The organism is Mycobacterium sp. (assembly GCF_032162105.1).
Lineage (GTDB): Bacteria > Actinomycetota > Actinomycetes > Mycobacteriales > Mycobacteriaceae > Mycobacterium.
Genome location: NZ_JAVRPS010000147.1, coordinates 1 through 11,810, shown reverse-complemented (window position 1 = coordinate 11,810; position 11,810 = coordinate 1). Strand labels below are relative to the sequence as shown.

At 67.5% G+C, this 11,810-nt stretch carries 11 protein-coding genes and 1 pseudogene; 6 read left to right on the top strand and 6 right to left on the bottom strand.

The genetic code is table 11. The annotated features are described in order from the left end of the window. Positions 1 to 171: 171 nt before the first annotated feature. From QOC69_RS07275 to fadD3, 6 genes are all read right to left on the bottom strand, one after another. Positions 172 to 1,740, bottom strand: a complete 1,569-nt coding sequence (locus tag QOC69_RS07275) for a DUF4407 domain-containing protein (RefSeq protein WP_526437834.1) — start codon at positions 1,738 to 1,740, stop codon at positions 172 to 174. A gap of 191 nt (positions 1,741 to 1,931) precedes the next feature. Continuing rightward, positions 1,932 to 3,053: a pyridoxal phosphate-dependent aminotransferase gene (locus tag QOC69_RS07270; protein WP_526437836.1), complete on the bottom strand. Its 1,122-nt coding sequence runs from the start codon at positions 3,051 to 3,053 to the stop codon at positions 1,932 to 1,934. 67 nt (positions 3,054 to 3,120) lie between these two features. Further along, entirely contained in the window at positions 3,121 to 4,062 is a 942-nt protein-coding gene (ipdE2, locus tag QOC69_RS07265) for an acyl-CoA dehydrogenase IpdE2 (RefSeq protein ID WP_526437832.1), read from the bottom strand. After that, a complete protein-coding gene (locus QOC69_RS07260; RefSeq protein WP_526437830.1) occupies positions 4,059 to 5,012 on the bottom strand; it encodes an acyl-CoA dehydrogenase family protein in 954 nt (317 codons plus the stop codon). The genes ipdE2 and QOC69_RS07260 overlap by 4 nt, the downstream gene beginning before the upstream one ends. Continuing rightward, positions 5,009 to 6,151, bottom strand: a complete 1,143-nt coding sequence (locus tag QOC69_RS07255; RefSeq protein WP_526437828.1) for an acyl-CoA dehydrogenase family protein — start codon at positions 6,149 to 6,151, stop codon at positions 5,009 to 5,011. The genes QOC69_RS07260 and QOC69_RS07255 overlap by 4 nt, the downstream gene beginning before the upstream one ends. 7 nt (positions 6,152 to 6,158) lie before the next feature. Next, the gene (gene fadD3 / locus QOC69_RS07250) at positions 6,159 to 7,697 is read right to left on the bottom strand and encodes a 3-((3aS,4S,7aS)-7a-methyl-1,5-dioxo-octahydro-1H-inden-4-yl)propanoate--CoA ligase FadD3 (protein WP_526437826.1); all 1,539 of its coding nucleotides are present in this window, start codon (positions 7,695 to 7,697) and stop codon (positions 6,159 to 6,161) included. A gap of 47 nt (positions 7,698 to 7,744) precedes the next feature. Between fadD3 and ipdE1 the strand changes: the two genes are divergently transcribed. The 6 genes and pseudogenes from ipdE1 to fadA6 form a co-directional block, all read left to right on the top strand. Continuing rightward, positions 7,745 to 8,905, top strand: coding sequence for an acyl-CoA dehydrogenase IpdE1 (ipdE1, locus tag QOC69_RS07245; RefSeq protein WP_526437824.1), 1,161 nt, complete (start codon positions 7,745 to 7,747; stop codon positions 8,903 to 8,905). A gap of 1 nt (position 8,906) precedes the next feature. Next, on the top strand, positions 8,907 to 9,695 hold the full coding sequence (gene ipdF, locus QOC69_RS07240; protein ID WP_526437822.1) for a (5R,7aS)-5-hydroxy-7a-methyl-1-oxo-2,3,5,6,7,7a-hexahydro-1H-indene-carboxyl-CoA reductase: 789 nt from the start codon (positions 8,907 to 8,909) through the stop codon (positions 9,693 to 9,695). A 72-nt stretch (positions 9,696 to 9,767) separates the two neighbouring features. Continuing rightward, positions 9,768 to 9,983: pseudogene (locus QOC69_RS07235) on the top strand (response regulator); the annotation flags it as partial. After that, the gene (locus QOC69_RS07230) at positions 9,965 to 10,216 is read left to right on the top strand and encodes a hypothetical protein (RefSeq protein ID WP_526437838.1); all 252 of its coding nucleotides are present in this window, start codon (positions 9,965 to 9,967) and stop codon (positions 10,214 to 10,216) included. The pseudogene QOC69_RS07235 and the gene QOC69_RS07230, both read left to right, overlap by 19 nt. Positions 10,217 to 10,266: 50 nt before the next feature. Next, positions 10,267 to 10,860 (top strand): TetR family transcriptional regulator KstR2, encoded by a 594-nt coding sequence (gene kstR2 / locus QOC69_RS07225; RefSeq protein WP_526437820.1) that lies wholly within the window; start codon positions 10,267 to 10,269, stop codon positions 10,858 to 10,860. Between the two features lies 1 nt (position 10,861). After that, positions 10,862 to 11,810: steroid 3-ketoacyl-CoA thiolase FadA6 (fadA6, locus tag QOC69_RS07220; protein ID WP_526437818.1), on the top strand; the 949-nt coding region annotated here is incomplete at its 3' end.

The following is an 11,810-nucleotide window of genomic DNA, read 5'->3' as shown; positions in this document are numbered from 1 at the left end:
TCCAAGCCCTGACCACCCAGCTCCTCACAATGACCACCAGCAAAGCCGGAGCCCGTGTCAACAAGCGCGCACCCTCAAATGAGGCAACGAAGAGCCCTACGCGCGCATCTTGACACGAGGCAACACGCTGGCCGCCAACTACCAACCACCACCCTTCTGATAGCGGTAGAACTACTCCGCAGGCGGCAGTTGGCGTGGGCCGTCAGCTCCGGGCAATTCACCCGGTCGATTCTGTTCCGGCAACTCGGCCTGCCGTTCGCGCCCGGTGAGCCCCAACGACGGGCGCTCCGATTGGGCATCCGGCCTCGCTTCGGTGACTGTGGATCCGAGCTGTCGCGGCTGCTCTTCGCTCTCATCGGAGTTGACGGTCACCTTGTGGGTGCGCTTGAGCAAGAACGTGATCTCCTCGACTTCTTCGAACACCTGCCGCGCGGCCCTCAGCGGTTGGGCGGTGGTGTCGACCGCGCGGGCAACGAACGGCGGCACCAGCGGACGAATCCAGCGAGCGGCGGCCTTGGTGACGTCCGGAATCGTCGGGATCTGCGGGGTGCTCCACCCACCACGCGGTTCAACCGCACCGCCCGATTCGACCCGTGCCGGCAGGTTCTCCGGTGTGTCCGCTTTGGCGGTGATCTGTAGGTTCACGTCGTCGTCCACGGATTCGCGCTGCGATGTCGCATGGACCGGACCGTCGAGTGCCTGGGTAACCCGGCGGCGATGGTGCGCGCGGTCGATTTCGGTCTGTGCCTCGACGGCGAGGCGGGCATTGGCGAGCTGCTGGTCGGCCCACATGATTTCGGTGGCCGCGCGCACCTCGGCACGTTTGACGGCAATCGCCGTGTCTGCCAGGAGCTCCGCGCGATCGCGCTCGGCGCGGGCGGCCGCGCCGCGATCGTGCGTCGTCTCGCCGCGCCACGACTTGAAGATCAGCGGCAGCAGGCTCAGCAACGTGAAGAACGTGATCGTGAACAGGCGCAGCAGGAGCGCGCCGACGTTGGAGAACGTATAGGCGTTCATCGCGACCCAGCGCGCCCCTAGTCCGTGATCCGCCCCCGCGATCGCGGTAGTGCGAGCCTGCGCAAGCCACTGCTCGGCGTTGGTGATCTTCGAGTCCAGCTCGGGTGTTCCGCGGTCACGCGCGGCCTCGGCATTGTCCACCTCTCGCTGGGCATCCGCGAGAAGCTCTTTCGCCGTTCGCGTTTCGGGTCCGGCACCAGGCACGCCAGTGATGCGGGTCTGGGGGCATGCCGGCGACGGGTTGTACTCGCAGCGTGCGACGACCAACGCCTCGTCACGATCCGCTCGCGCCCGTTCGACCGCGGCGTCGAGCGCAGTACGGGCGCCACGCGTCTGGTCGAGGTCGGCAGAAGCCTGCGCGACGGCGGGCACAGTGAGGGCGTCGCGAGCGGTCTGCTCGTCGAGGCGGCGGTCGATCGTGCTGCCGAAGAGGACGATTGCGGCGAGCTCACCGACGACGGCCCCGACCGCAATCGCGACCACGCCGCGTCCCACGATGCTGAGCCAGCGTATCGGGCCGGTCGCGACCGCGCGGATGACCGCGCCGACCAGTAGGCCGAAGAGGAGGGTGAACGGCAGGATGGCGAGCACCGGCCAGCTCATCGATTCCGCGACGGCGAGGGTCGCTACGAGCCACGCCAGCGCGGCATCTAGCAGGACGACGACGCCGGTGATCACGTTGATGGACCGGTCGTGACGCTCGTGGAATTCGTCAGCGGACATGGGGACTCCAATCATCTCGGGGGCTCTCCGAGGGTGACGGGGTGTCGACCAACACACCGAATCGACGAGTTCGCGTTCGGTGAGGTTCAGAGGCCAACCCGGATGAAACCGGCGCAAGGTCGAGCCATCGCGCCGATGCGATGCATGGATCCTCTCACAGGCATGCGGCCACGACGATCGGTTAGGGCTCGCTAACCCACCGTGGCCAACCAGGGACCCATCCGGCGCAGTGCCTCCGTGATGTCGCTCGTCGGGCCCGCGAACGACAACCGCACGTACGCGCCGCCGTGTACGGTGTCGAAGTCGATGCCTGGTGCGATCGCAACCCCGGTGTCGGCCAACAGCTTTGCGCAGAACTCCAGCGAATCGGTGGAGTAGTCCGAGATGTCGGCGTAGACGTAGAACGCGCCGTCCGCCGGGGCCAGCCGGCCGAGGCCAATCTCCGGCAGCCCCCGCAGCAGGAGCTCGCGGTTGACCGCGTACTGCTCCACCAGTGCGTCGGCCTCCACGATCGATTCCGGCGCGAACGCGGCGACGGCGGCCTTCTGCGGCAGCGTCGGCGGGCAGATCGAGAAGTTCCCCGTCAGGCGGTCGACGGCGCGCAGCAGCGGTCGCGGCACCAGCAGCCAGCCCAGCCGCCAGCCGGTCATCGCGAAGTACTTCGAGAAACTGTTCACCACGATGGCGTCGCGCGAGGTCTCCCATGCGCAACTCGTCGGCGGCGCACCGGGATACACCAGACCGTGGTAGATCTCGTCGCTGACCAACTGCACGCCGGAGTCGGCGCACCACGTCGCGATGGCGGCCAGATCGGCGGGCGGGATCACCGTCCCGGTCGGGTTGGCCGGGCTGGCGATCACCACCCCCTTGATGGGTGGGCTGATCGCGGCGAGCATCTCGACAGTCGGCTGGAACCGGGTGTCCGGACCGCACGGCACCTCGACGACCTCGCAGCCCAGCGCCGAGAGGATGTTGCGGTAGCAGGGATAGCCGGGGCTGGTCACCGCGACACGATCGCCGACGTCGAAGCACGCCAGGAAGGCCAGCAGGAAGCCGCCCGTCGACCCGGTGGTGACGACGACGTCGTCGGGCTCGACGGTGATGCCGTGCCGGTCGGCGTAGGACGCGGCGATCGCCTCGCGCAGTTCGTGGATCCCGAGCGCCACGGTGTACCCGAGATTGTCGTTGGCCAGCGCGTCCGCGGCAGCCGCACGAATCGGCGCGGGTGCCTTGGCGCCGGGCTGTCCGGCCGACAGATTCACCAGATCGCCGTGCGAACGCTCGCGCTCCGCCGCGGCCAGCCACACGTCCATCACGTAGAACGGCGGAATCCCCGCCCGCAGCGACACGGAAAAGTCGGGAGTGCTCACCGCCGCCAGGTTAGAGCACCTCGGCTTCGAGCCGGCGCAGATGCTCCCGAGGCGGCCCGAGTAGTTGCGCGCTGCCGTGGGCGCGCTTGAAGTACAGCTGGATGTCGTGTTCCCAGGTGATCGCGATGCCGCCGTGCATCTGGACGGCCTCGGCCGCGACGTTGCTGAACGCCTCGCTGGCCGTGACCCGGGCCAGGGCGGCCGACGTTGGCGTTGGGTCCGCGACCGCGTCGTTGACCACCGCACGTGCCGCCTGCACCTTGACGTAGAGGTCGGCCATCCGGTGCTTGAGTGCCTGGAAGCTGCCGATGGGTCGACCGAACTGAACCCGCTCCTTGGTGTACGCCACGGTCAGATCCAGGCAACGGCCTGCGGCGCCGATCTGCTCGGCGGCCAATAGGATCGCCGCGGTGTCGGCGAGCCCGGGGTCCGTGCCGATCGGGGTGGTGTCCTTGGTCTCGACCCGCGCCAGCCGACGGGTGGGATCCATCGTCGTCGCCGGATGCGAGACGAAGTTCGTCCAGCGGGTGAGGGTGCCGCCCTCGACTCCGATCACCACGTCGGCGACGTCGCCATTGATCACGTACTGCGCGTCGAACACGACGGCGCCGATCGACGCACCCTCGGCGAGTTTCTCCAGAGCGTCGGCGTCGGGTTCGTCCGCGGCCAGCAGAGCCAGCTCGGCCAGCGTGGTGCCGAGCAGCGGCGTCGGCACCAGACCCTTGCCGAGTTCCTCGAGCACCACGGCGGCGTCGCCGAGTTCGCCGCCCGCGCCGCCCAATTCCTCGGGGACGACGAGTGCGGCCGCACCGACCTGCTCGCACAACAACTTCCACAGCGATTCGTCGTAGCCGCGTTCCGAGGCCATGCCCGCGCGTACCGCCTCCGGCGAGGCATGCTTGTCGATCAGCGCGGCGACGGTGTCGCGCAACAGATCCCGTTCGTCGCTCACATGGCCTCCAGAACTCGGCGACGGTGCCAGGTCGGGTCGCCCCACGCCGAACGCAGCGCCTGGACCCGCAACAGCAGCAGGGACAGGTCGTGCTCCTGAGTGAAACCGATGGCGCCGTGCGTCTGCAGCGACGAGCGCGCCGAGAGCAACGCCGCCTCCGACGCCGCGGCCTTCGCGGCGCTGACGTCCCGCGCGGTGTCCGGTGACCCGTCGGCAAGCGACAGCGCGGCGCCGTAGACGAGCGGGCGGGCCAACTCGACCGCGATGTAGACGTCGGCGAGCTTGTGCTTGATCGCCTGGTAGGAGCCGATCACGCGACCGAACTGGCTGCGTTGCTTGGCATACTCGACCGACGCGTCCAGCATGGCTTGGCCGGCGCCAATCAACTGGGCTGCGGTGGCCAGCGCACCGAACTCGAAAGCCCTTGCGGTATCAGCCTTCTGTGCTTCGCCGACCGCGGTGACGTCGAACAGCCGGCGCGCCGGGTCGACGGATTCATGCTTCTCGCCCGCGGCGCCGTCGCGGACCTCACCGTCGCCGGCCACCAGGATCAGGCCGGCGGTGTCGGCGTCCACGGCTCTCGGCGTGTGCGGCCGCAGTGCGACCGTCGCGATCAGCTCACCAGAGGCCAGCCCGGCGCTGCGTTCATCCTCCGCCATCAGAACCGGCGCCACGGCAATGGATTCGGCGACCGGACCAGGTACACCCCAGTAGCCCAGTCGTTCGGCGGCCACCACCAGGTCGACCGGGTGAGCCTCGATGCCGTCGAACTTCTCGGCTACCGCCAGCGCCGTCACGCCAAGGTCGCTCAGCGTGGCCCACACCTTGCGGCCAGGGCCGGTGTCGCCTGCCGACCACGCCCGCACGGCGGCAGGAACGTCGGCTGATCCGAGGGCCGCGTCGATGCTGGCGGCGAAGTCGCGCTGCTGTTCGTCGATCTCGAAGTTCACTTCGCCTGCCCCTGACTCTCGCGAGGCAGTCCCAGCAGCCGCTCGGCGATGATGTTGCGCTGAATCTCGTTGGTGCCGGCATAAATCGGTCCGCCCAGCGCGAACAGCAAGCCGTCGGTCCACGAGTCGGCAAGCTCGGCGTCGGGGCCGCGAAGGTCCAGCGCCGTCTGGTGAAGCGCTACGTCGAGATCCGACCAGAACACCTTGGTCACCGATGACTCCGCGCCCAGCTCACCGCCGCCGGCCAGCCGGGTCACGGTGCCGAACGTGTGCAATCGGTAGGCCTGAGCCTTGATCCAGGCGTCGGCGACGCGGTCGGTGAAGGCCGGGTCCCGATCGTTCTTCCAGAGATCCACCAGCCGCTCGGCGGGTGCGAGGAAGCGGGCCGGACTACGCAGCGACATGCCGCGCTCGTTGCTCGACGTGCTCATCGCGGCGCGCCAGCCGTCGTTCGCCTCGCCGATCACGTCCTCGTCGGGCACGAAGACGTCGTCGAGGAAGATCTCGCCGAACCCGGTGTCGCCGCCGAGTTGCGCGATCGGCCGCACCGTGATGCCGTCGGCCTTGAGGTCGAACATGAAGTAAGTCAGCCCGCGGTGGCGTTGCGCCTCGGGGTCGGAGCGGAACAGTCCGAATGCCCTGTCGCCGAACGGCGCCCGCGAGCTCCAGATCTTCTGGCCGTTGAGCTTCCAGCCGCCGTCGGTCCTGGTGGCAGTCGAACGCAGCGAGGCCAGGTCGCTGCCCGATTCGGGCTCCGACCACGCCTGCGCCCAGATCTCCTCGCCGCTGGCCATCTTGGGCAGCACCCGCAGCCGTTGTTCCTTCGTGCCGTGCGCGAACAGCGTCGGTGCCAGCATCGACGTGCCGTTGGCGCTTGCCCGGCCCGGGGCGCCGGCGCGGAAGTACTCCTCCTCGTAGACGATCCACTGCAGCAGGGTGGCGTCACGCCCGCCGTACTCCTTGGGCCAGGCGATCACCGAAAGGCCTGCGTCGAACAGCACCTTGTCCCAGAACCGATGCTGTTCGAAGCCCTCGGCGGTGTCGTAGGACTTCGTCGGGAAGTGCGACGTGTTGGCGGCGAGGAAGTCGCGGACCTCGGCCCGGAACTCCTCGGTCGCGTCGTCGAATGTCAGATCCATGTGCGATCTACCCAGTCATCTCTCGCAGTTGCGGTTTGACCACTTTGCCTCCAGGGTTGCGCGGCAGGACGTCGATGAACGCCACCGAGCGTGGGGTCTTGAAGTTCGCCAGATGCTGACGGGTGTAGGCGATCACGGCCTGTTCGTCGAGTTCAGCACCCGGCTTGAGCACGACGAAGGCCTTACCAACCTCGCCGAGTCGCTCGTCGGGCACACCGATCACCGCCGAGTCCGCAACGCCGTCGAGGCGGGCCAGCACCTGTTCGATCTCGGCCGGATAGACGTTGAAGCCGCCGCAGATGTACATGTCCTTGAGCCGGTCGGTGATGCGGAGATTGCCGCTCTCGTCGCGGGTTCCGATGTCGCCGGTGTGCAGCCAACCGTCGGCGTCGATCGTGTTGGCCGTCGCATCGGGGTCGTCGAGGTAGCCGAGCATGACGTTCGGCCCGCGCAGCAGAACCTCACCGGTGTCATCGGCGATCGCGAGCTCGAAGTCGGCGATCGGCCGTCCACTCGTGGTCGCCACCGTCACCGCGTCGTCGTCGGCCCGGCACATGGTGCCGAATCCGCTTGCCTCCGTGAGCCCGTAGGCAGTGAGCACGATGTCGATGTCCAGCTCGGCCTGCATCCGCTCGATCAGCACCACCGGGATGGTCGCCGCACCGGTGACGGCGAACCGCAGCGACGTCAGGTCGTAGTCGCCTCGCTTGGGATGATCGAGCAGCGTCTGATAGATCGTCGGCGGCCCTGGCAGCACGGTGATGCGGTGCTCCTGCACCGTGCGCATCGCCTTCTCGGGATCGAAAGTCAGCTGGGGGATCAGCGTCGCGCCCGTCTGCAGGCAGGCCAGGATGCCTGCCTTGTAGCCGAAGTTGTGGAAGAACGGGTTGATGCACAGGTAGCGGTCGTCGCTGGTGAGTTGACCACACGCGGCCCACGCCGCCGGGGCGTCGAGCGACTGGCGGTGCGCGCACAGCACGCCCTTGCTGCGACCGGTGGTCCCTGAGGTGAACAGGATGTCGGAGACGTCATCGGGCGAGAGCGCGCCAGCCCGGGCGTCGACCGCATCGAGGTCCGTGCCTCGCGCCACGAATCCGTCCCATGATTCGGCCGCCTCGTCGTCTCCTTCTTGCACGGGCACGCGGACCACGTGGCGCAGCGCGGGCAGCGCGGCGCGGTCGAGGTCACCGACCCGGTCGGCGCCGAGGAACTCGCCCATGCCGATGAGGATCGGGGCCTCGGTTCTGGCGAGGATGTCGGCGGCCTCACTGGCGGTGTAGCGGGTGTTCAGCGGCACCACGACGGCGCCTGCGTAATGCGTGGCCAGGCATGCGACCACCCAGTGCCAGGTGTTCGGCGACCAGATCGCCACCCGGTCGCCGGCGTTCACGCCAAGGTCGATCATCGCCGCCGCAGCCTGTCTGACCTCGGTCCGGAGCTGCGCGAACGTCAACCGGCGATCCTCGGTGACCAGCGCGTCGCGGTCGGCGTAGCGGTCGGCGATCCGGTTGAGCACCCCAGGGATGGTGCGTCGGTCGCTCTCCATCGAGACTCCTCTAACAAAGCAAGTGCTTGGTAGGTTAGCCTACAAGGGTGATAGGGGTCCAGGAGTTCCGGGCCGAGGTCCGGCAGTGGCTCGCCGACAATCTCGTCGGCGATTACGCCGCGCTCAAGGGTTTGGGCGGGCCGGGTCGCGAGCACGAGGCATTCGAGGAACGACGGGCGTGGAACCAGCATCTGGCGGCCGCAGGCCTGACCTGCCTGGGTTGGCCCGAAGAGCACGGCGGGCGCGGGTTGTCCGTGGCGCACCGCGTGGCGTTCTACGAGGAATACGCCCACGCGGACGCGCCGGACAAGGTCAACCACTTCGGCGAGGAACTGCTCGGCCCCACGCTGATCGCCTACGGCACGCCGGAGCAGCAGAAGCGATTCCTGCCGAAGATCCTCGACGTCACCGAGCTGTGGTGCCAGGGCTATTCCGAACCCGGCGCGGGCAGCGACCTCGCCAACGTGTCGACCTCCGCCGAACTCGACGGCGATCAGTGGGTGATCAACGGCCAGAAGGTGTGGACGTCGATGGCCCAGATGTCCCAGTGGTGTTTCGTGGTGACCCGTACCGAGAAGGGCTCCAAGCGGCACGCCGGCTTGTCGTATCTGCTGGTGCCGCTGGATCAGCCGGGTGTCGAGGTGCGACCCATTGTGCAGCTGTCGGGGACGGCCGTCTTCAACGAGGTGTTCTTCGACGACGCCCGCACCGAAGCCGATCTGGTCGTCGGGCAGGCAGGCGACGGATGGCGCGTCGCGATGGGCACGCTGACGTTCGAACGCGGCGTTTCCACACTGGGCCAGCAGATCCGTTATGCCCGTGAACTTTCCAACCTGGTGGAGGTGGCGAAGAACACCGGCGCCATCTACGATCCGTTGATTCGCGAACGGCTGACCCGTTCCTGGGTCGGGCTGAGGAGCATGCGGTCCTATGCGCTGGCGACCATGGACGTAGAAGGAGGCGGTCAGGCCGCCGGGAAAGACAGCGTCTCGAAGCTGTTGTGGGCCAACTGGCATCGCGAACTCGGCGAGATCGCCATGGACGTGCAGGGCATGGCAGGCTTGGTCGCCGCCGGTGGCGAGTTCGACGAGTGGCAGCACCTCTACCTGTTCTCCCGCTCGGACACCATCTACGGCGGCTCGAACGAGATCCAGCGCAACATCATCGCCGAGCGGGTGCTCGGTTTGCCACGAGAGGTCAAGGGCTGAAATGAGTCTCGCCATCGCGCCGAAGGAGATCGACGGACACGGGCTGCTGGCCGGGAAGGTCGTCCTGGTGACGGCCGCCGCCGGCACGGGGATCGGCTCGTCGACGGCAAGGCGGGCGCTCAACGAGGGTGCCGACGTCGTGGTCTCCGACTACCACGAACGGCGACTCGGTGAGACCCGCGACGAGCTCGCCGGCCTCGGGCTCGGCCGCGTCGAGGCGGTGGTGTGCGACGTGACCTCGACCGAGGCCGTTGATGCGCTCTTCGAGAAGGCCGTGGAGAAGATGGGCCGGCTCGACGTGCTGGTGAACAACGCCGGTCTCGGCGGACAGACGCCCGTCGTCGACATGACCGACGACGAATGGGATCGGGTCCTCAACGTCACGCTGACCTCGGTGATGCGGGCTACCCGTGCGGCATTGCGGTACTTCCGCGGTGCCGGGCACGGCGGCGTCATCGTCAACAACGCCAGCGTGCTCGGCTGGCGCGCGCAGCACTCGCAGTCGCACTACGCCGCCGCCAAGGCCGGCGTGATGGCGCTGACCCGGTGCAGCGCAATCGAAGCCGTGGAGTTCGGCGTCCGGATCAATGCCGTGTCGCCCAGCATCGCCCGGCACAAGTTCCTGGATAAGACCAGCAGCTCTGAACTGCTGGACCGATTGTCGTCGGACGAGGCGTTCGGCCGCGCCGCCGAGCCGTGGGAAGTGGCCGCCACCATCGCGTTTCTGGCCAGTGACTACTCCAGCTACCTCACCGGCGAAGTCATCTCGGTGTCCAGCCAGCGCGCCTGAGCGGCGACTTCTCCACGGAATCTTCACAAACACTGCCCGGAAGCACCACACCCGGCACATACAGTCTCATGCGTGAAGCGAATCCTGGTGGTCGACGACGAGCCGACCATCCTCGCGGCCGTGGCCACCCGGCTGCGCGCTGAGGACTTCTCGGTGGACACCGCAATCGACGGGCCATCGGCGGTGGCGACCGCAGCGGCGACCACGCCGGATCTCGTCGTGCTCGACGTGCTCGACGTGATGCTGCCAGGATTCGACGGGCTTCAGGTGTGCAGGCGGATCCAGGCAACATCGACCGCTACGAGCAGACCGGCATGTTGGACACTGACTACCTGCTGTCCTTGTCGCCGGATGTCGAGCCCGCACTACAGCGGTTGCCGCAGGAGGTCCGACAGTGCGCGATGTACCGCGACGACGACCCCGACGCCTGGTATGAGTTCAATCTGTCCCGGTCGCGCGTGACCAGCGCTAGCACGCAGTCGGGGGACTCGTGCGAGGCGTACTGGACGAGTTCCAGCTGACATTTGACCCGCAGGTCGCCAAGCAAGCGCTTGGTTGATATGCTGCGTGTGTGGACAAGGCCCTTCCGAGCCGCCGCGACGAGCTCCTCGATCTCGCCGCGACGATGTTCGCCGAGCGCGGTCTGCGTGCGACCACCGTCCGAGACATCGCGGATTCCGCGGGCATCCTCTCCGGCAGCCTCTACCACCACTTCAAGTCCAAGGAGCAGATGGTCGAGGAGGTCCTCCGCGACTTCCTCGACTGGCTCTTCACGCGGTATCAGGAGATCGTCGGCCGCGAGGCCGATCCGCTCGAGCGGGTGAAGGGGCTCTTCATGACCTCGTTCGAGGCCATCGAGGACCGCCACGCGCAGGTCGTCATCTACCAGGACGAGGCCAAGCGGCTGTCTGGGTTGCCGCAGTTCGAGTTCGTCGACGCCCGCAACCGCGAGCAGCGCCGGATGTGGGTGGACATCCTCAAGCAGGGCATCAAGGAAGGTTGCTTCCGGCCCGACATCGACGTCGACCTCGTCTACCGCTTCATCCGGGACACCACATGGGTTTCGGTCCGCTGGTATCAGCCTGGCGGACCGCTCACGGCCGAGCAGGTCGGCCGGCAGTACCTCGCCATCGTCCTTGGCGGCATCACGAAAGAAGGATTGTGAAATGACTTCAGCTTCACCGGCGTACGTCATCGACGCTGTACGAACCGCGGTCGGCAAGCGCAACGGATCGCTGGCCGGCTTGCATCCCGTCGACCTCGGCGCCGCCGCCTGGCGTGGCCTGTTCGAGCGCAACGACCTCGATCCGAGCGCCGTCACCGACGTCATCGCCGGTTGCGTGGACGCCATCGGTGGCCAGGCGGGCAACATCGCGCGGCTGTCGTGGCTTGCCGCCGGCTTCCCCGAAGAGGTGCCCGGCGTCACGGTCGATCGGCAGTGCGGTTCCAGCCAGCAGGCGATTTCCTTTGGCGCACAGGCGATCATGTCCGGTACCGCGGACGTGATCGTGGCAGGCGGCATGCAGAACATGAGCCAGATCCCGATCAGCTCGGCGATGATCGTCGGCGAGCAGTTCGGCTTCACCTCGCCGACCAACGAGTCGAAGAGCTGGCTGCACCGCTACGGCGACCAGGAGATCTCCCAGTTCCGTGGCTCCGAAATGATCGCGGAGAAGTGGAACATCTCGCGCGAGGAGATGGAGCAGTACTCGCTCACCAGCCACCAGCGGGCGCAGGACGCGATCCGGGCCGGCTACTTCGAGAACGAGATCATCCCGGTGGACGGCTTCGTCACCGACGAGGGGCCGCGCGAAACGTCGCTGGAGAAGATGGCCGGGCTGAAGACCCTCGTCGAGGGCGGCCGGCTGACGGCGGCGATGGCCAGCCAGATCTCCGACGGCGCCAGCGCGGTATTGCTGGCCTCAGAAAGCGCAGTGCAGGCCCATAACCTCAAGCCGCGGGCCCGGATCCACCACATCAGTGCTCGCGGTGCCGACCCGGTGTACATGCTGACGGGGCCGATCCCTGCCACGCAGTACGCACTGGAGAAGACCGGTCTTTCGATCGACGACATCGACACCATCGAGATCAACGAGGCGTTCGCGCCCGTCGTCA

Bases quoted from the DNA above. Each gene is read 5' to 3' on its own strand.
- fadD3 (WP_526437826.1), bottom strand. From the start codon at position 7,697: ATGGAGAGCGACCGACGCACCATCCCTGGGGTGCTCAACCGGATCGCC.
- QOC69_RS07275 (WP_526437834.1), bottom strand. From the start codon at position 1,740: ATGTCCGCTGACGAATTCCACGAGCGTCACGACCGGTCCATCAACGTG.
- QOC69_RS07255 (WP_526437828.1), bottom strand. From the start codon at position 6,151: ATGGATCTGACATTCGACGACGCGACCGAGGAGTTCCGGGCCGAGGTC.
- QOC69_RS07270 (WP_526437836.1), bottom strand. From the start codon at position 3,053: ATGGACGTGTGGCTGGCCGCGGCGGAGCGCGAGCGTTCGCACGGCGAT.
- ipdF (WP_526437822.1), top strand. From the start codon at position 8,907: ATGAGTCTCGCCATCGCGCCGAAGGAGATCGACGGACACGGGCTGCTG.